Origin of the sequence: Mesorhizobium sp. C089B (assembly GCF_030323125.1) — a bacterium.
Taxonomy (GTDB): domain Bacteria; phylum Pseudomonadota; class Alphaproteobacteria; order Rhizobiales; family Rhizobiaceae; genus Mesorhizobium.
Map to the genome: position 1 here is coordinate 2,797,502 of NZ_CP100469.1, position 20,983 is coordinate 2,818,484.

Below are 20,983 nucleotides of genomic sequence, written 5' to 3' on the forward strand. Positions count from 1 at the left end.
AATTTATACTTCTGTTTACCAATCCAGCTCAGCCGGCGGATATCAAACGAAGCGCGGCGCGGCCAATGTATATCAGATTATATCTTCCGGGTTTACCACACGTAAAAAATGCCGAGACTTGCATACCGGGATATATGAAATTGATTGCGGGACAGTTGCAAAGCAGAAGTCGTCACTGTCTCTATCCGGGAAATGCCGGAGGGGTTTGGCGATGACGACCAGTAACGATTTGGATACCGTCTCGAATTCTTGGGACGAGCACTCTTCACATGAACATGGCGGCTCGCCATCGCAGGCAGGCATCCAGGTAGCGCAGGCCGCTCAGGCGGCGCCTGCCGAGCCGGTGCCGGTCGATGTCGGCAGTGGCGCACCCGTTCAGCCGGCAGCACCCGCGGAGGCGAAAGCGCCGGCGGCAGCCGCGCCGCATGAATACGTGGCCGACGCCAGCAACATCGTGAAACTTCCGGCGGACGTCTCCATCGACAACATCAAGGTCGACGGCCACAATCTGTTGCTGGAACAGGCCGACGGTTCAGTCATCCTCATCAAGGATGGCGCGCTCAACGTGCCGACCTTCATCATCGGTGATGTCGAAGTTCCGCGCGTGGCCTTGCTGGCCGCTCTTGAAGCGAGCCACGTCGATGTCGCCTTCGGTGCCGATGGTTCGATCTCGGCCGGCCCGGGCGGCGCCCCAGGCAGTGCCGGCGGCGACTTCACCATTCCCCCAGGTGGTATCGGCGACGGCTTCGATCTTTCCGCATTGTTGCCGCCGACGGACCTGCAATTTGGACGGCTGGAGCCGCGTGAGCTGACGATCGGGGTCAGGGAAGAAGATACGACGCCGACAATCGACATTGGCTCCGGATTTGTCGTCAACGAGGCCGCGCTTGCCGACGGGACGGACCCGGCCAGCACCGCCGAGCAGGTTTCAGGGACCTTCAACATCGTCTCGGGTGATGGCATCGGGACGCTTGTCATTGACGGTGTGGACGTGACCAACGGCGGCAGCGTTGCCGGGCAATACGGCACGCTCGTGGTCACCGGCAATCCGACGAACGGCTATAGCTGGATTTATACCCTTGCCGACAACACTCTTGATCATCACGACATCTCATCGACCGGAACGACCGAGGGGGTTTCCGACAGCTTTGCCGTCGTGGTTACAGACACAGACAATGATCCGGCCACCGCGACCCTCAATATTGGTGTGCTGGACGACGGCCCTACGCTTTCGGTCCAGGCAACCGCGCAAGCGGCACAGTTGCTTTCGGTCGAGCTCGACGAGACGGTCGGCGGCGACCGCTATAATGCCGGCGAGACCGAAGATGCCGGCGGCAACGCCAACACCGATGACGGCGTTGGCCTGGCCCAGGTGACGACCGGCCTGGCGGGTGGCCTTTCTTCGCTGTTCGCCGTTGGCGGCGTCTACGGTGCCGACGGGCCAGGCAGCACGACCGCGCAGTTGGCATTCACCGGCATTTCGGCCGGTGGCCTTGCCACGAATCTCATTGCCACGAACGGCGGGGCCATTACGCTCTTCCTCGAAGGAGGAGTGATTGTCGGCCGCGACACGCAGGGTGATCAGGTCCTGACCATTGCGATCACCGGCGCGCCCGGCGCAGAGCAGTTGCAGACCACGCTCTACGAAGCGCTCAACCATGGCGCCGACGGCAACAAGTTCGATTCCGAGCTCAACCTGTCGCTTACCAATGGCGGTCAGGTTCAGCTGCAATATGAGGTGACGCGCCAGGATGGCGACGGCGACACCGTCATCGAGAAGGCGACCGTAGACCTGATCGACGACAAGGGTTCGGCATTCTCCTTCGACGATGACGGGCCAAGCCTTACGGTTGGCGCCCACGATGGAGCCGCTGGCCTGCTTTCCGTCGAGCTTGACGAGACGGTTGGCGCGGATCGCTACAATGGCGCTATCGGCGAGACCGAAGATGCCGGCGGCAACGCCAACACGGATGATGCCGGTCCGGGCCTGGCGCAGGTCAACACCGCGGTAGCAGGCGGACTGACCAATCTGTTCACTGTCGGCGGCAGCTATGGTTCGGACGGTCCTGGTACCGTTACCGGGAATCTGAGCTTTACCGGCATTCCGGCCGGTGGCCTTGCCACGAATCTCACCGCCACCGACGGCGGCGCCGTCACGCTCTTCCTCGAAGGAGGAGTGATCGTCGGCCGCGACACGCATGGCGATCAGGTTCTGACCATCGCGATCACCGGGGCGCCTGGCGCCGAGCAGCTGCAGACCACGCTCTACGAAGCGCTCAACCATGGCGCCGACGGCAACAAGTTCGATTCCGAACTCAATCTGTCGCTGACCAATGGCGGCCAGGTTCAGCTGCAATATGAGGTAACGCGCCAGGATGGCGACGGCGACACCATCACAGAGAAGGCGACCGTCGACCTGATCAACGGCCAAGGCTCCGCATTCTCCTTCGACGATGACGGGCCGAAGGTTACTGGCACCGCCCAGGTCACCGCGAATGTCGACGAAGACGGTCTGCACAACAGCCAGTCCACCGGAAATGCCGACAATCTTCAGCCTGGCGAAGTGACCGGAACAAACTCCGCGGTTGCCATCGGTGCTGCCGGCGCATTGAATGCAATCGTCGACTTCGGCTCTGACGGCCCGAATGCGACTTCGGCCTTCGGCCTTGTCACCCAAACCACCCCATCGGATTCGGGATTTGATTCGAAAGGCGGCAATGTCCTCATCGTCTCCGACGGCACGACCCTGACCGGCTATGTCGATGTAGGCGCCGGCGCCGGCTATCAGGCGGGCACGGATCGTCCTGTTTTCACCCTGACCGTCGGTGCGGACGGCTCCTATGTCTTCACCCTGATCGATCAGATCGATCATCCGACTCTGGATATGCTCCCGGGCGACAACACCGAAAATACGCTTGCCAATGGCGGTATCGATCTTTCGGCCTTTGTCGTTGCCATGGACGGTGACGGCGATACCATCGGACTGGCGGCTGGTACATTCAAGGTCCAGGTGCTCGACGACGTTCCGCAGATCGTCGCGCGGGATGCCGGCACGACGACCACAACCACGACCGAAACGATCGTCTACACGCTGCAGGCCGGCAACACCGATGTTCGCGGCATGGATGGCGCAGGCAACCACGACATCAAGCTCAGCGCCGTCGACATCAACGAAGGCGACAATTCCGTCAACACCACCGGCACCAAGATCGGCGTCGGCGACGGCCAGATCATCGACGGATACGAAACCCATCCGCATTTGACCGGCCCCGAAATCGTGACGATGGACTTCGTCAACAATCTTGTCATCGCCCCCAACAATCCGAATCCGCCCAGCATCACCGACGGTGGTTCATACGACGTCGACTCGGTCAAGTTCACGATCGATGTTGCGGAAGCCCAGGGTGTCGAAGCCGCCGTGATGTTCATCGGCGCCAAGGACGGTGGCACATTCGAGCCGTTCACCGTGAGCATCAATGGTGTGCTGACGGCCGGCACGGCTGTCTTCGAGGGCGGCGTGCAGGTGGGCTATGCCTTCGCCGGCGTGCCCGATGGTGCGACTGTCGAGGTCATCGGCAGCACCCCGTTCGACCAGCTCAAGGTGGGCAACTACAACAGTTTCAAATTCGATTCCGACAATAACGGGACAACGGATACCACCTTGACCGGCGGCAACCCGTTCAAGATCTTCGGCATCGAAGCCAAGGTCACGACGGTCACCACGCAAACCGAGGTCTTCCGGGTCAGCCACGACGAGTCCGCCGGCGTCAACAACGCCGCAGATCCCAATCCGGCGGATGACACCGCTCTCTCCCCGCCAGCTCTGGTGGACGAGCCGGGGGCGTTGGGCTACGCAAAATCGTCAGCCAGCGCGCTCGGCCTTTTCAACGCCTCGGTCGGCGCCGATGACGACGCGACATTCTCGTTTGCCGTCACCGACGCGAACGGCAATCCGCTGTCAAACGTCGATTCCGGCCTGAAGACACTCGACGGCTCGGCGATCATGCTCTCGACAAATGCGGACGGCGTTCTCGTTGGTTCTGCCAACGGCGTCGACGTCTTCAAGGTTTATGTCGATCCGACCGGAGCGGTCTGGATCGGGCAATATCAGCCGATCGCTCACAATGTCGACGGTTCAAGCACCGCAGCCTTTGACGACATAGCGACCGTCGCCGCCGACCTGCACGTCAAGGCCACCATCACCGATTTCGACGGCGACACGAGCACCGCCGTATCCCATGTCGCGTTGAGCATCGAATTCCAGGATGATGGCCCGGTTGCGGTCAACGATCAGGACTCGGTCACCGAAGATGGGCCGCTCACGGCAGACGGCAATGTGATCACGGGCGTGGGTGGCGCCGACGCAAACGCAACCGACGGCCACGCGGATCACCTCGGCACCGACGGCTTGGGCTCGATCACCTGGGACGGCGCCGTTGCCAACCACGTTGCTGGAACCTACGGCCAGCTTACGGTGGGCGCCGACGGCAGCTACACATATGTGCTCTACACCCAAGCCCAGAACCCGGCCGGGTATGCCGCGGTACAGGCGCTGGATGTCGGCCAGACCGTGGCCGAGAGCTTCGACTATGCTGTGGCGGATGGCGACGGCGATACCGCTCTGGCGTCCCTGACCATCACCATCAACGGCACCAACGACGTGCCGCAGATCGTCGTCGACCAGGGCAACCCGGCCGGCGCGCACGACCTGGTCTATGAAGCCGGCCTTGCGGCGGGCTCGGCGGCCGGCAACGGCAGCACGGTGGCGACCGGCACCTTCACGGTATCGGACCCCGACGGCCTCGACGACGTCCAGAGCGTCACCATCGGCGGCACCACGGTTGCCATCGGCAGCCTCAACGGTTCGACCTTCCCGGGCGACCACGGCACGCTGCTGATCACCGGCTACAACGCGGTAACCGGCGTAGCGACCTACCAGTACACGCTGACCAGTCCGACCACGGACGTTCCCGCCGTCACCGAGACCGAGACCTTCTCGCTCACCGTGTCGGACGGCACCTCCTCGTCAGCCCCGGCGACAATCGTCATCACCATCGTCGACGACGTGCCGACCGCACACGCCGATACCGACAGTGTTGCGTCCAACCAGTTCACCGCCGAGACCGGCAATGTGCTGAGCGCGGTTGGCACCACCTCGCCGGTCACCGGCATCGACGTCAAGGGCGCCGATGGCGCTGCCGTGGTCGGCGTTGCCGCCGGCAACACCAATCTCGATGTCGACAATGCCGCAACGCTCGGCACCCAGGTCCAGGGCAGCTACGGCAAGCTGACGCTCAACGCCGACGGCTCCTACTCCTATGTTCGCGATGCCGGCACGCAGGGCGGCGTCAGCGATGTCTTCACCTACACCATCAAGGACGGCGACGGCGACACCTCGCACACCACGCTGACCATCGCCATCGGCGATTCAACCCCGACCGACGCCATTCCGGCTGCCGGCGGCGCCACCACCACCGTCTATGAAGCCAGCCTGCCGGCACGCGCCGGCGAACCGGCCGGCTCCAACGAGCCTGCAACCACCGAGACCACTTCGGGCACCATCGGCTTCACCTCGCCCGACGGCCTGACCACCGTCTCGCTGGGTGGCCATGTGCTGACCGGCTCGGCCCAGACTTTTGCCGACGGCACCACAGGATCGCTGACGGCCAGCTATGTCTACAATGCAACCACCGGCATCGGCACCATCAGCTACGCCTATACGCTGATCGACAACACGCTGACCGATCCGTCGAGCACCAGCTTCGCGGTCGTCGTCACCGACGCCGACGGCGACAGCGCTCCAGCCGGCAATCTCGTCATCACCATCGTCGACGACGTGCCGACCGCACACGCCGATACCGACAGTGTTGCGTCCAACCAGTTCACCGCCGAGACCGGCAATGTGCTGAGCGCGGTTGGCACCACCTCGCCGGTCACCGGCATCGACGTCAAGGGCGCCGATGGCGCTGCCGTGGTCGGCGTTGCCGCCGGCAACACCAATCTCGATGTCGACAATGCCGCAACGCTCGGCACCCAGGTCCAGGGCAGCTACGGCAAGCTGACGCTCAACGCCGACGGCTCCTACTCCTATGTTCGCGATGCCGGCACGCAGGGCGGCGTCAGCGATGTCTTCACCTACACCATCAAGGACGGCGACGGCGACACCTCGCACACCACGCTGACCATCGCCATCGGCGATTCAACCCCGACCGACGCCATTCCGGCTGCCGGCGGCGCCACCACCACCGTCTATGAAGCCAGCCTGCCGGCACGCGCCGGCGAACCGGCCGGCTCCAACGAGCCTGCAACCACCGAGACCACTTCGGGCACCATCGGCTTCACCTCGCCCGACGGCCTGACCACCGTCTCGCTGGGTGGCCATGTGCTGACCGGCTCGGCCCAGACTTTTGCCGACGGCACCACAGGATCGCTGACGGCCAGCTATGTCTACAATGCAACCACCGGCATCGGCACCATCAGCTACGCCTATACGCTGATCGACAACACGCTGACCGATCCGTCGAGCACCAGCTTCGCGGTCGTCGTCACCGACGCCGACGGCGACAGCGCTCCAGCCGGCAATCTCGTCATCACCATCGTCGACGACGTGCCGACCGCACACGCCGATACCGACAGTGTTGCGTCCAACCAGTTCACCGCCGAGACCGGCAATGTGCTGAGCGCGGTTGGCACCACCTCGCCGGTCACCGGCATCGACGTCAAGGGCGCCGATGGCGCTGCCGTGGTCGGCGTTGCCGCCGGCAACACCAATCTCGATGTCGACAATGCCGCAACGCTCGGCACCCAGGTCCAGGGCAGCCACGGCAAGCTGACGCTCAACGCCGACGGCTCCTACTCCTATGTTCGCGATGCCGGCACGCAGGGCGGCGTCAGCGATGTCTTCACCTACACCATCAAGGACGGCGACGGCGACACCTCGCACACCACGCTGACCATCGCCATCGGCGATTCAACCCCGACCGACGCCATTCCGGCTGCCGGCGGCGCCACCACCACCGTCTATGAAGCCAGCCTGCCGGCACGCGCCGGCGAACCGGCCGGCTCCAACGAGCCTGCAACCACCGAGACCACTTCGGGCACCATCGGCTTCACCTCGCCCGACGGCCTGACCACCGTCTCGCTGGGTGGCCATGTGCTGACCGGCTCGGCCCAGACTTTTGCCGACGGCACCACAGGATCGCTGACGGCCAGCTATGTCTACAATGCAACCACCGGCATCGGCACCATCAGCTACGCCTATACGCTGATCGACAACACGCTGACCGATCCGTCGAGCACCAGCTTCGCGGTCGTCGTCACCGACGCCGACGGCGACAGCGCTCCAGCCGGCAATCTCGTCATCACCATCGTCGACGACGTGCCGACCGCACACGCCGATACCGACAGTGTTGCGTCCAACCAGTTCACCGCCGAGACCGGCAATGTGCTGAGCGCGGTTGGCACCACCTCGCCGGTCACCGGCATCGACGTCAAGGGCGCCGATGGCGCTGCCGTGGTCGGCGTTGCCGCCGGCAACACCAATCTCGATGTCGACAATGCCGCAACGCTCGGCACCCAGGTCCAGGGCAGCTACGGCAAGCTGACGCTCAACGCCGACGGCTCCTACTCCTATGTTCGCGATGCCGGCACGCAGGGCGGCGTCAGCGATGTCTTCACCTACACCATCAAGGACGGCGACGGCGACACCTCGCACACCACGCTGACCATCGCCATCGGCGATTCAACCCCGACCGACGCCATTCCGGCTGCCGGCGGCGCCACCACCACCGTCTATGAAGCCAGCCTGCCGGCACGCGCCGGCGAACCGGCCGGCTCCAACGAGCCTGCAACCACCGAGACCACTTCGGGCACCATCGGCTTCACCTCGCCCGACGGCCTGACCACCGTCTCGCTGGGTGGCCATGTGCTGACCGGCTCGGCCCAGACTTTTGCCGACGGCACCACAGGATCGCTGACGGCCAGCTATGTCTACAATGCAACCACCGGCATCGGCACCATCAGCTACGCCTATACGCTGATCGACAACACGCTGACCGATCCGTCGAGCACCAGCTTCGCGGTCGTCGTCACCGACGCCGACGGCGACAGCGCTCCAGCCGGCAATCTCGTCATCACCATCGTCGACGACGTGCCGACCGCGACGAATGACACCTGGGGGCCAACGATCACCGGTGCGACGGTCCTCACCGGCCTCCTGACCAACGACAAATTCGGCGCCGACGGCGTCGACACCGACAACAATCCGGTCAGCGGCCAGGTGACCGCCACCAACGGTGCTCACGGCACCGTCACCTACAACAACGATGGAACGTTCACCTACACACCGACGGGCATCTATGTCGGGTCGGACTCTTTCACCTACACGATCAAGGACGGTGACGGCGACGCTTCGACGGCCACGGTGACCCTGAATGTGCAGACCAACACCGTTCCATCGGGTGGCGGGACAGCGTCGTTGACATTGAACGAAGCCGCGCTCGACACCACGCTCGATGCTTCGGCGCCTGCGGATCTCCAAGCCGGGGCCGTGACCGGCACCAACCCAGGCAGCCGCGGCGAGACGGCGCAAGCAATCAGCGGCATCACCTTCACCACGACCGGCGAAGCCATTAATGTTGCATTCGCCAACCCGACCGGCGATCCAAACTGGGTGGCGCCGACTGTTTCTGGCCTAGCCTCTGGATACACAATCAGCTGGGCGCTCGTCGGCAACCAACTCGTCGGCAGTCTGATACAAACGGCCGGCAGCGTGAACCTCGGCGCATTCGTCTATCTGGCGCTGTCAAACACAAGCGCCGGCGCCAACAGTTCGTTGACACCGGTCGTTACCGCGACACTGACCGACCAGCTCCAGCATCTTGCCGGCTCGGGCAACGTCACCATCAACGGGCTTCAGGTGGTGGCAACCGACACCAGCGGTGATCATGTTTCCGGATCGGTCAATCTGACGGTCCTGGACGACGTTCCGCTGCCATTCAAGCCGGATGGCATCTTCGTGGAAAACACCACGCATACGGTGCTGACGGAGAGCATCAATTTTGCCGCGAGCGCCGGTGCTGACGGCGTTGGCAATGTCGTGTTCAACGTGACCGAAGGCGCGGCCGTCACATCAGGCAGCACAAACATATTCCTGAATGGCGAGCAGGTCTTCTTCCACGTCGTCGATACGCATACTGTGGAGGGACGGACCTCGGCCGCGAACGGCAGCGACCTCGCTTTCACGGCGACCCTGAACCCGGCGACAGATACTTGGACATACACCCAGGCCGCGACGATGTTTGCCGGCAACCAGTTCAATACGGCGAACTTCTCGCCAAGCGGCGGCAACAACCAAGCGATTGTCCTGGACTCCATCGGCTCAACCAGCGACCTGCTTGCAACCGCCAACAGCCCCAATTTCGTGAACACCAGCACGGGCAGTTGGGGCGTCGATGGCGGAAACAGCATCAGCCCTGGTGAGAAGATCCGCTTCGATTTCGTCAGCAATGCAACCACCGACGGCACCATCGCCGGAACCCCCGCGGGCATCGGGGCGGGAACCCACTATACGGATCACTACGAGGTGGCTAGCTATACACAGGGGATTGGCAATGTCTCGGGACCGGGCCTGGTTTCGATAACGATCCGCCCGGTCAACGCCGACTATGATAACACCTACATAGGTGATGTTACCGGCGAAAGCACGGCCCTCGGCGCCTTGGTCACTGTCGTCAACGGCTCCGGCGGAGCTACTCCGACCGCAACGAACAATGGGGACGGAACGTGGACGATCACCGGTCTCGCGCAAGGCGACACCTTTACCGTGGTTGCAAATTCGGACCCGTTCAGCGCAATCGAAATTTCGGCCAATGTTGGCTCGAATGACTTCAAGCTAGGCCCGGTCACCTACACGACCGCCAACGCCGTCACACCGTTCGACATCTCGATCCCGGTCACGGCGACCGACGGTGACGGCGACCCAATTGCCGGGTCAGTGACGGCACACCTTTCGCCCGATCTCAGCACCTGGCAAGGAACTTCGGGCGTGGACACTCACACCACGACCGCGACAGAAACCACGCTGCTCGGCGAGGACGGCAACGACACCCTCAATGGACTCAATCTCCAGGCTGATATCCTCTCCGGCGGACGCGGCGATGATACCTTGTCGGGCAACTCCGGTAACGACACGCTTTACGGCGGCTCGGGAGCGGACATACTGTTCGGCGGCGACGGCAACGACCTGCTGATCGGCGGTTCCGGTCAGGACACGCTCACCGGTGGTATAGGCGTCGATACGTTCAAGCTCGAGCACCTCGACATCAAAGATCTTATCGCTGACTACAGCGGTGTCGGCGGCCATGGCGACATCATCGACCTTACCTCCTTGTTCGATACAGCCGCCGGAGGGGCCAATGTCGGCGACTTCGTGAACTACAATGCGGGAACGAACACTGTCAGCGTCGACGCCGACGGTTTGGCCAACGGCGCCAATTTCGTGGACGTGGCCACCTTGACGAATGCACCCGTCGCCAACACGATCACCCTGCTCTACGATGACGGAGTGACGCAGCATACGACAACGGCAAACGTGGTCTAGGAGCATGGTGCGGGGCCACGCGACTATGCTATGTATTAGAGATTAGGAATACAGAGGGGGATCTCATCATGAAACGTTCCGTAAGACTGTTGGTTTCCGCTGCGGCGCTGTTGCTGGCAGTCGGGTCGACGGGCTATGCCGCCGACATCATCGACGGGCCGGTGGCCGACTATTGCCGGACCGTCGGCACATCGAACCTGGTGTTGAACGACAACATCGTCGATCTCAAGGTCCAGGTGGTCAAGCTGATGGACGAGTCGGTGGCCGTCGCCAACAGCTCGGAATGGATCAATTCGTCCCGCCCCGCCTTCGTCTGGGCGTCGGAAGCCAAGGTCGCCTGCGGCATGGCCTATGGCTACCTCAAGACGAACTACAAGGACGAGGACACGCTCAACAAGTGCGAGTGCTTCCACGACCGCATGGTCGAGTACATGAACTGACCGAAAGGGATCAAGTCGCGCCGACAGGCTGACGATGATCGCCCGTGGAAGATTGTCGAGAGCGATTGCCGGAGCGATCGCACTGGCCGTTTTTGCCCCTGAAGCCCGTGCCAACTGGCTGGAACGACCTGCCCTCGAGCAGCAAGCTCCGTCCGGCTTGACGCGGCCGGTTCGCTGCGATGTCGCTCCGGAATGGACGCGCGAGACATTCAAGGCGTTCGCGACGTGCCAGGCATCGCTCTACGGCCTGGAGCCGGTGCTGGCGCACGCGGTGATGGAGATCGAAAGCGGATTCGATCCCGATGTGCACGGCGCCGATGGTGAAGTCGGGTTGATGCAAGTGATGCCGGCGACGGCGCGAATGCTTGGCTTTCGCGGTTCGCTCGACGAACTCGCGGTCCCTGCGACCAACATCGCGCTCGGCGTCAGATATCTGGCGCAGGCAAACAGCCTTGCCGAAGGCGATCTTTGCACGACGGTCATGAAATATCGCGCCGGGCACGGTGAAACCCGGTTCTCCGAACTTTCGGTCCGCTACTGCCGGCGTGCGCGTGCAATCCTGGCGAGAGAAGGTTTTGCGGTGGCCGGGCCATTGCCGGTGGCGACGTTCGGATTCTCCGCATTCCCGACAGCAGGAGACGATGGTGCCCCTGCCCCGGCGAGGCGGATTTGTGTGCGCCGGCTGTTCGTGCCGGGCCCGCGATACATGAAATGCACGGACTATCGAAGCGCCGGGCAAGCCAGAATGATCAAGGCGCTCCGGGCAAGACTTTTCGACGGCTGAGCCATAATCCAGCAATTGCAAAGACGGCGAGGCAAGTCTGCCGTAAGATGAACGGATGAGACCGGGACAAATACCCGGCGGGATATGAGGGAGGCATCATGGATTCTGGCCGGCAGCGACACGGTTCGTGGACGTGGGCGATCGTCTTTGCGTTCGCGGGCATAGTGTCGGGCTGCCAGTCGAAAGGCAGCGTCTCGGACGCGCTCGATCCGGCGGCGATCGCCGCACCTGGAGCGCCGGTCACCGGCGCCGTTGCCGGTCCCGCCCAGGCGACGCAATCGCTCGGCACGGGATCGACGAAGGTCACGATGCTGCTGCCTTTGTCGGCCCCGGGCAACGCCGGCGAAAACGGCAGGAAGATGCTCGATGCGACCAAGCTGGCGATGGCCGACCTTGGAAATGTCCTGCTCACGGTCACGGTCGAGGACACCATGGGCGACAGCGCGCACGCCAGCGAATTGGCGGTGAAGGCTATCACCACCGGAGCCACGATCGTCATCGGCCCGGTGGAACTTGCCGCGGCTCAGCACATTGCCAAGCTGTCGGGATCGAAGCGGCCGCCGGTGCTGGCGCTGGCCGACAATTTCGCCGGCGGCCCGGGCGTCTATGCGGTGCGCCTCAACGAGGCCGACAGCGCGGCCGCGGGCGCAGCCGGCCTGGCGGCCAAAGGCAGCAAGAAGTTCGTGTTGCTCGTTGCGGCAGGAGCGAATGCCGGCGCGGTTGAAAAGCGGGTCGCCAACAGCCTCAGCATCTATGGCGCGACGCTCGCCGTCACCATTCCGTATCCGGCCGGCGATGGCGGCACCAAAGTGGTCAATGATATGGGCTCGCTGGTCGAGGCTCCCGATGCCATCATCATCGCCAGCGGCGACGACAATCCGGCGCAGATCCTTGCGGCGCTCAAAACGAAAGGCATTCCTGGAAAAGCAATTGCCGTCGTTGGAACCAACCGCTGGCTGGAACATCCGATGGAGCCGCTGTTTGAAGGCTCCTACATCGCCACGCTCGACCCAACCGAAACCGGCCCGATCGCCGACCGCTTCAAGACGACCTACAATTATCCAGCCGACGCCAATGTCGCCTACGCCTATGATATGGTCGCCCTGACAGCAGGAATTGCAAGTTCGGCCGGGCCTGACGGCTTCAGCAAGCAGGTGCTCGAAAATCGGAGCGGATTTCGCGGATCGACCGGCCTGTTCCGGTTTCGGGCGGATGGCTCCAGTGAGCGATCCATGCCCTTCTACCAGGTTCGAAAAGGCGCACTCAAGCTGGTCGCCAAATCGACATCGGGGTATTGAGGGGCAAGGAACCTTGCTTGAGTTGATGGGCTGGCTGAGGCACAATCGCTTGATATTGCTCGGAAGCCTGCTCCTCCTGGCCGGGGTCTTGTTGATCATCCGGGCCGCCGATCTGCTTCCCATCGATCGGCCGATACCAGCGCCGCGTCAATCCATCGACGATAGCCAGCCAATGCGACCAGTTGCGACCGTCGCCAATACGCCATGGCGAGGACGGGCACGCAAGATTGCTCAGGACCTTATCGCGCCGCCACAGCTTGATTCGGCGCAAATCGAACGGGTCGAGCCGCGCCCGCCGCTCAGCGACCTTGGTCTGGCCGCGCCTGCAGGGATGCGAATGCCAAAGGATTGGCCAGGGGTCTTGCTTTACCAACCGGTTGCCACCTCGTCGGCAACCTTCGAATCCATGGGGCGCAAGGTAGTCATCAGCGGGATCCAAGGCATTGACCTGGATGAGACCTGTTCCTTTCGTGGCATCGCCTGGCCTTGCGGCCAGCGTGCGCGCGCGACGTTCAATTCCTGGCTGCGCGGCCGGGCGCTGAAATGCGTCGTGCCGCCGGAAATCGATCGTTTTGCCATTGCGGCACCGTGCAGCTTGGGCAAGCAGGATGTCGGCGCGTGGCTTGTTTCCAATGGCTGGGCGACGGCCTTGGCGAGTGGCATCTATGGCAAGGCGGAGGCAGTGGCCAGAGACGCGCAGATGGGGATATTCGGCCCGCCGCAATAGCCGATAATTCGGTGTCGTTGCTTTTGCCGCCGTAGCCTTGCTTTTGAAGGGCTGATTTCGGGCCGATGGTAGGTGATTGCGCCATTACTAAAATTGTATGTTTCCTCGAAACTGAAAGTGCAGCACCTTGGCCTTATGACAGCCGATCAGGCGGGAGATTGGCTAATGATGACACCAATGGCGAATAGCTCGCCCCGGCAATGGAAAGATATCGCATGGCTGACCGCCCTAGGATCGGCGGGAATTCTGCTCCTCTCGGTTGGCCTAAATTATCTGCTTCTGTTCTCGGAAGCCTTGACGCCCTTCGGCCGCAGCATGGTCACAGCGATCCTCTTGCCGGTCATCGTCGGTGGCCCACTTTTCCTGTTCATTGGACTGCAGCGGACCGAGCTCGTCCGTTATCGAAGAGAACTCAACAAGTCGGCGACCTTTGACAGCCTGACAGGCTGCCTCAACCGGACAGTCTTCACGTCGATGGTCGAAAGGAGAGCAACCAGGCCGGAATCGTCTGGTCCAAGATCTGGCGCCTTCCTGGTCATTCATCCCGAACACATCAGGTCGATCAATCTGCGCTTCGGCCTTGGCTGGGGTGACGAAGCCTTGCGGCTCATAGCCTCGACCATCCAGTCATCGGTACGCAAGGAAGATCTGGTGGGCCGGATCGGAACCTCCATGTTCGGGGTCTTTCTGCCCGGTGCGACAGAAGACGACGCCAGGGAGATCGGCGACCGTATCCGCGCGCGCGTGGCCCAAGCCTATTTCGCGCCAAAAGGAACCGCGGACACGCTGACCATCAGCGTCGGCGGCGTGGTGTTTGAAAACGAGTTGGAATTCGAGGACATGTTCCGATCGGCGGAATCGCTGTTATCCGGCGTCGAACGCCAGCCCGGATTTCAATTGTCGCACCTCCACAACTAGCTGAAACAAGTCGTTGCCGGAGGAACACCGCCGCAAATGTCTTGCCGCACGGCTGCGGCAGCGATCATCTTGGCCCTTGTTGCCAAACCGGACGATTGACCCATGGGCGGTTTCAACCCGTGGGAGGTCTGGTTCCTGACGGTGCTGACGGCATCGCCGCGCATCGCTGGCAGTATTTGCCGGACCGACCAAGTTCTGGTTGCCGCTGGTTGCAGCAACCTTGATCGCCTTGATGGCCGGCTATCGGACCATGCTGCTGCCGCCGAACTCCTGACAGGTCGAGACACCCGCCGCGCGAGTAGCATCAGGTTCGGCGCTCAGGGTACGAGCGACAAAGCTTGAGGCACACAGATGCTGGACCCCCACGGCTCTCTCTTCATCGGTGGGGATCACAAGCGCGTCGACGTCGGAACCAGCAAGGCTGATGACCTCGTCGCCTCGCCCATTCAGCTTGTGGTCGATATTAACCGCAAGCCAGCCGGCCACAGCCCCGGCCCTCTCTCGAATATATGGCGCGTTTTGGCGTATGCCTGCCTTGAACACCAGCGTGTCCAGTCCGCCTATCGCAGCGGCCAGCGACCCGATCTCGCGTGCGATACGATAGACGAAGAGATCGACTGCTTCGGCGGCAAGAGGATCATCGGAGTCGATTAGCGTCCGCATATCACCGGATATCCCCGACACTCCGAGCAGGCCGGATTGCTCGTAGAGAAGGGTGACCAATCGTCCGTCTGCAGCTTCCGGTCATTCAGCAAATGGAGGGTGACGCCAGGATTGAGCGCGCCGCAACGCGTGCTCATGACGAGGCCGTCCAATGTCGAAAACCCAACACTTATTCCAGCATTCATGGCGCACAGACTGGCACCGCTGCCGAGATGGGCGACGATCACCTTGCCGCCAGCTGCGGGTCCGTAGCGGGTCCGAAGCTGCGAAGCGATATGGCTATAGGTAAGCCCGTGAAACCCATAGGAAATGCCGGCATCGGTCATCGCATGCGGAAGGCCATAGATCTTGGCGATCCGAGGCCGAGCGTATTCTTATGGATGACGATCTGGATGCGCCCAGGTAGTCGTCTTCATACGTGTCCTCGCCATACGGAGTTCAGAACCCGCCTAATTGCACGTGGTTGCCGCCGATTACCGCACGCATCGTTGCAGGTTCTTTCGAGACCGGGAGGCTTAGCTACTGTGACAGGCGCCAACGAAAGACCGACAAATTGACGAACAGGCCCAAAGCCATTTCACTCTAGCGGAAAGACTTAGCCAATAACGCTCAATTCAAACTTTGAGAATTAAGCGTAATCCATTGATGTAGTAAGTTTGTGGGCCCGGAGGGTCAGCGTTTTCTACAGGAAATCAGTACGTCAGTGGTTGGTTCGCCAAGCCGTTTCTCTCGTATTCTCTCGTATGGTCTGGCGAACCAAAGGCCAAGAAGACAACTAGTTCCATGAGAGCTGTATTTGACCATGGTAGTATGAGCGCTGCCGCATTTGGCCGGAAGCTGACTGGCCGCTTCTGGCGCAAAACGATAACGGACGTTTAACCTGGTCTGGTTCAAGCACCGTTGTCGGGTTCAAATCGCGTGACCACGCCAATGCTACTCCAGTATGGCGCTTCGGAACCTCCAGGTTGCGGGGCCTTGTGATCGCAAGTAAACAGTCGCGGAATTTGGTCACACGAAATGGCCAATGACCGGTTTCGAACGTCCGCAATTCGTGGCGTCAACGATATATTGCACACCGACGGGACCTTACTGACCGATGCCGGCCTGCTCGCCTGGAGGCTGGGGAGGAGCGGCCCGGGGAGTCTCTGGGCCGGCATCGGTCACCGCTGGCATTACGCTGTTGCCGGCGGAAGCTGAGAGTCATTGTGATAAGGGCAATTCGCCCACCTCGTCGTCAAACTGCGCGGCCGTGAATGACCTACTGCATTCCGCGGAGGGAATTCACGTCGGCGCAGAACTCGGCGTAGGGCTTGCTCATTGCCGCGTCATTGCATTCGCGCATGATCATTTCGCGCATGGGCTTTGGCTTGGCCATGAAGACCGCCTTGAACTCGGGCATGGACTTCAGTGTCTTCATCGAGGCATCGGTGTAGAATGGCACGATATTGTCGACGACATCAACCGCGCCGGCAACTGCCATGCTCCCTAGATTGCCGGCCGAGCACCCGCCGCGTGAAAGTGCTGCTCAGGGAGAACAATAGCGAACGCGCTCATTGCCTCTCCCTTCGCTGCGCGCTTTGCCCCAGCCAGCCCACGCGCCTTTCTCGTTCGCCGGGCTTTGGGCTTACAATTCCAATCTCGACATAACCAGCTGCACCATCATCACATGATCAACAGCCTCTCATTCTCTACCAGGCATACTATGACGCCTGGCTGGACCCGGGGACCAAAGGACCAGCCTCAAGCACATTCTCAGCCACGACATCGACGGTCAGCTGCAGTTCAACCGCGTTGGACGTGAGGTGAACACGAGCGCCGTCAACAAATTTCCCAACGACCATCCCGGCCTGGTCGGGCGGAGCCGGCGACTTTCTCTGTTCGCCGAAATCGTCAAGCACGCCCCTGCTGGGGCGAAGCTTTCTAAAGCACGCTCCGACCACATATTTTCAGGAGGGCGGGATGACAGAGCGTGAGCAAGAGATCGTCGCGAATGCATGGGCACTGGCTACGGGCGCACAACAAATCCTAGAGGCGCTTCTCATCATGCTGAAAAAGTCGGGAACGTCGCGCGAGCTTCGGTTGCCGGGTAGCCGGGAAGTGGACCATCAGTTAGGGGTCCGTAGCTAGAGCGTGATAAAGCAGCAAACACACTATCATAGAAACGGCGCTGCCTAGCAGCTGGTCTGCCGTCAGGCCGGAAAAATAGACAAGATGAAACGCCACCAACGCTCTACCAATCACGGTTCGGAACACTGCCGAAATAACCGTTAGTCGGCGCTAATGTTCCGGTCGGGACTCGCTACCGCTTTGGAAGCATTCTGCACTCGGGGAGAGGGCGTGGGCAAAGTCCAGCGTCATCAAGGTGCGGATCAGGCCGACCGCTGGCGCAAGAACGCAAAGCGGCGGTGGATGTGGCGACGGCAATATCTGCCGGCGCTGGTGATGGTTCCCTGACCGGCTCATCCCAGCTGGCTGGCTGAGTGGCACCCGCACGGCCGGCGCGGGGAGCCTGCGATATCAAGGGCAACATTTCCACCAGTACCGATGAGCGATTTATCACGTTCCAGGGCAGGAGCATTACTGGAAGACGACGATCAGTTTCAGTACAGCGAGCGCTGGCTGTGCAGCGAGGCAGAGGCATGGGCCGCCGGCTGGCGCAAAGCAAGGCGGTAGCGCGGTAGCCACCACCATGTGCAGGCCCACCAGCCCGTCATCATGGTCCGAACCTGATCGCACCCGCCGACCTTGGTCTCAACGTCGTTGATTGGCACTGCCACGCGGCTTTCCTTCATTCGCATGGTTCGCAGAGATTAGCACGATCGCATACTCTCATCATCCGGCGTCGTCTCCCTCACAAAGCAGCGCCGGTAAGGCTCGGCGCCCTTCTTGTTTGTCCCGTGTGCCAAAGGAGGTCGCCGGGCCTGCCGTTGCTCATCTTTGCGGTTGCTCCTGATGGCTCCGCTTGGCGCCGTGGCCCTGCGTCTTCCTTCGGGTAAGGCCGGCGAGGCGCTTGTCAGACGGCCTGGCATGTAGAATTATGGTCCTCGTTGCGGCGACGCCCTCAATGGAGAGCGCCAATGGCCAGAACAAACCTTCCGAACAGCTTTCCCGGGCTGAAATCGAGCGCTTCCTGGCGGCAGCCGAAGCGCTGCACAAGAGCATCGCCGGGCCGCTCCTGGCGTACCACAGGGAGCACTGCCAAGCTCTACCTGAGGCCCATGGACCCCTGTTGAAGTCGATTGAGACGGTCACCGGTCAGAAGGCGCAGTTCATCCGCTGGAACGGGACAGGACCGGCACAGCCCCGGAGAAGCCTCCGGGCTGGTTCTCCTCGCGCAACTCTCGCGCCGCATCACCTCTAAGAGCAGTTCGAAGACGCTTTCGATTTCGCCGTTGATTTGGTCGGCAGGGATGCCAGGCTTCTCGGCCGCTGTCGTCAATTGGTCTGCTAAGTCGCTGGCGGCGATCGGATCGCCCTGCGTCACAATCGCGGCGCGGAGGGGTTTTATTAGCTCCCCCTCATCTTGACGCCGGCGCCGGCTGCTCCAAAGTCTTGGGCATGGCTCGGGGAAGTATCAAAGTTGGCGACGAGGTCGCAGTCACGGCGATTGTGCGCGGCCGGGTGACGCCCGATCGCATAAGCGTGACGATCCCCTCCTACGACTTCCCGCATTCTGTTGTCGATTCGACTTGGAAGGCTGTGATTGGCCAGCATATGGAATTGATCGGCCTGTCACACGCATCGACGGGGACAAGGTAACCGTCAGCCTCCGGCCATTGGTGACTGTCGACGCCGAGCACGTGCGCCTGGTCGAAAGCAACGTGGCGCTTCCGCGAGCGCGAAAAAGGCCGCTCGTTGACAAAGTTTAACTTGCCTGCCCACCCAAGGAACGGCCAGTGAAACTTTCCCCATCACATCGGCTCTGGTCGCCTCCCGCTAGCTGCCGGCGCGTTGCGATATCGGCGCAGTAGACGGGTCGGCATTTTCCGAACTTTCCGACATCTCGTCGCGATGACGTTGGCGAAGGCGCTTCAGCAGTTCGCGTGAGGCTTGGATCGCCCTGCGCGATTGATCCATGTTCTGGCGAAACGTGGCGCGTTCCTCCATGGACTTCTGCCACTTCAGCAAGGTAGCCGTAGTCGCAGTGGCCGCTTGAGCGATATCTATGGGAGTTGCAACCATCGCATCCTCCCAAAAAAGGCAATGGTAAACGCAATCTTTATAGGCCCGCCGAAACCCTTTCTTCAATCAAAAACGACCGTACAGATTCATACACCAAATGGCTATTCGTCGGGGCGCTCGACGGCGGCTTCGTCGACCTCGGCCTCCATCTCGTCGTTGACGGTTTTGGTCTTGCCAAAACCGTCCATCGCCACACCGTCAAGCCCTGCAGCCAGCTGGCACCTCACGCTCCTTGCCATCCTTGCGCGCTTGGGCGCCGTACATCCAAGCGTAGGTGGCGCGTTCCTGATCTTTCTTAGGCATGGCCATTTGCATCATCCTCCCGGAAATCCAGCAGCCTTGCGTGCCGCAGCTTCTCTTCGCCTTTGAGGGTCTTGACCCAGCCAACCAGTCCGGGCTTCAGCCACTCGGCCTTGTCCTTTTATGCCCCTTCGGGACCGGGCCGCCAACCTTGCCCTGGACGCGATCCCAAAGCGCTTGCCGCTCATCGGCACTGAAGTTGACGAGTGCGCCGCCTTTGTAGTGGCCCTTTTCAGCCATAATCACCTGGGCAGCTTTGCCGCGCTCGCGCTGTGCACCGATGATTTGCATTTCCTTTCCTCAAAGCACTTGATCTTGCGCCAAGCGCTCGTTTGCCGCTGCGATATGGACTGCCCTTGAGCTTCGAGACCATGCCTTCTAGCCCGTCTCGCCGACCAGGTGGCAAACGGCGTCACCAGTGCGGCATCGCTCCGCTGAATTGAATGCGCCCGCCGGCTGGGATCATTTCGTGCAGGATCTCGCCGCGATCTTCGGTCGGCATCCCGCGCAGGTCATGATGCGTGGAACCCTGCCGGTTGCTGACCGTTCTCCGTCAATGGAAGCCCCGAACCAACAGAGCCAAACGATCCTCGTGGTTGACGGCGACGTCATCGCCCGATGCGTCATCGCGGACTATCTCCGCCACTGTGGCTACAGGGTGATTGAGGCCCATTTCGCACGTGAGGCGCAACAAGCGTTGAACTATGCGGAGTTCGGTGTCGACACCGTCTTGTGTGACGTTGACCTGCCGGGCAACATGAACGGGTTCCAACTGTCGAAGTGGGTTCGCGAGAACAAGCCCGAGGTCAAAATAGTGCTTTCCGCCGCAGTAGAACGAACTGCGATCGCGGCGGGCGACCTTTGTCAGGAAGGCCCGCACCTTGCGAAGCCGTATGAGCCGGCCAACGTAGTGGACCATATTAGGCGACTGCAGCGTGTTTGGAGAGTACGATCCAGGAACTCTGGTGCAAAGCGCAATTGATCTCTGTCCAGACGCCGAGAGGCTCGTCTGCATACCAATGGTGATTTAGCCCTGCGAACTGGACGCCGCTCAAAGGAAGAACGGCGTAT

General features: G+C 61.6%; 12 protein-coding genes and 1 pseudogene. 7 read left to right on the forward strand and 6 right to left on the reverse strand.

The genetic code is table 11. The features are described 5' to 3' along the window. The first annotated feature begins 211 nt into the window (after positions 1–211). The 6 genes from NLY44_RS13945 to NLY44_RS13970 all read left to right on the forward strand — a co-directional run bounded on the left by NLY44_RS13945 (position 212) and on the right by NLY44_RS13970 (position 14,767). Positions 212–10,600: a cadherin-like domain-containing protein gene (locus NLY44_RS13945; RefSeq protein WP_286457455.1), complete on the forward strand. Its 10,389-nt coding sequence runs from the start codon at positions 212–214 to the stop codon at positions 10,598–10,600. A 68-nt stretch (positions 10,601–10,668) separates the two neighbouring features. Next, a complete protein-coding gene (locus NLY44_RS13950; protein WP_023687769.1) occupies positions 10,669–11,040 on the forward strand; it encodes a hypothetical protein in 372 nt (123 codons plus the stop codon). 34 nt (positions 11,041–11,074) lie between these two features. Beyond that, positions 11,075–11,824 (forward strand): lytic transglycosylase domain-containing protein, encoded by a 750-nt coding sequence (locus NLY44_RS13955; protein ID WP_023687768.1) that lies wholly within the window; start codon positions 11,075–11,077, stop codon positions 11,822–11,824. Positions 11,825–11,922: 98 nt separating this feature from the next. Continuing rightward, entirely contained in the window at positions 11,923–13,122 is a 1,200-nt protein-coding gene (locus NLY44_RS13960; protein ID WP_031201432.1) for an ABC transporter substrate-binding protein, read from the forward strand. Positions 13,123–13,135: 13 nt separating this feature from the next. Further along, positions 13,136–13,849 (forward strand): thermonuclease family protein, encoded by a 714-nt coding sequence (locus NLY44_RS13965; RefSeq protein WP_245262551.1) that lies wholly within the window; start codon positions 13,136–13,138, stop codon positions 13,847–13,849. Between the two features lie 165 nt (positions 13,850–14,014). Further along, positions 14,015–14,767 carry a GGDEF domain-containing protein gene (locus NLY44_RS13970; protein ID WP_023687765.1) on the forward strand — a complete coding sequence of 251 codons (753 nt, stop codon included), beginning with the start codon at positions 14,015–14,017 and terminating at the stop codon, positions 14,765–14,767. A gap of 240 nt (positions 14,768–15,007) precedes the next feature. Here NLY44_RS13970 and NLY44_RS13975 read toward each other — a convergent pair. The 6 genes and pseudogenes from NLY44_RS13975 to NLY44_RS14005 all read right to left on the reverse strand — a co-directional run bounded on the left by NLY44_RS13975 (position 15,008) and on the right by NLY44_RS14005 (position 20,203). Further along, positions 15,008–15,756, reverse strand: a pseudogene (locus NLY44_RS13975) (hypothetical protein). A gap of 932 nt (positions 15,757–16,688) precedes the next feature. After that, a complete protein-coding gene (locus tag NLY44_RS13980; RefSeq protein WP_023687762.1) occupies positions 16,689–16,910 on the reverse strand; it encodes a hypothetical protein in 222 nt (73 codons plus the stop codon). A 1,120-nt stretch (positions 16,911–18,030) separates the two neighbouring features. Continuing rightward, positions 18,031–18,207, reverse strand: a complete 177-nt coding sequence (locus NLY44_RS13985; protein WP_155929682.1) for a hypothetical protein — start codon at positions 18,205–18,207, stop codon at positions 18,031–18,033. 1,159 nt (positions 18,208–19,366) lie between these two features. Next, entirely contained in the window at positions 19,367–19,612 is a 246-nt protein-coding gene (locus NLY44_RS13995) for a hypothetical protein (RefSeq protein WP_023714697.1), read from the reverse strand. 101 nt (positions 19,613–19,713) lie between these two features. Continuing rightward, a complete protein-coding gene (locus NLY44_RS14000; RefSeq protein ID WP_280791034.1) occupies positions 19,714–19,839 on the reverse strand; it encodes a hypothetical protein in 126 nt (41 codons plus the stop codon). 172 nt (positions 19,840–20,011) lie between these two features. Beyond that, positions 20,012–20,203 carry a hypothetical protein gene (locus NLY44_RS14005; RefSeq protein ID WP_245263846.1) on the reverse strand — a complete coding sequence of 64 codons (192 nt, stop codon included), beginning with the start codon at positions 20,201–20,203 and terminating at the stop codon, positions 20,012–20,014. A gap of 127 nt (positions 20,204–20,330) precedes the next feature. Here NLY44_RS14005 and NLY44_RS14010 point away from each other — a divergent pair, with 127 nt between their 5' ends. Next, entirely contained in the window at positions 20,331–20,894 is a 564-nt protein-coding gene (locus NLY44_RS14010) for a response regulator (RefSeq protein ID WP_245263847.1), read from the forward strand. Positions 20,895–20,983 lie beyond the last annotated feature (89 nt).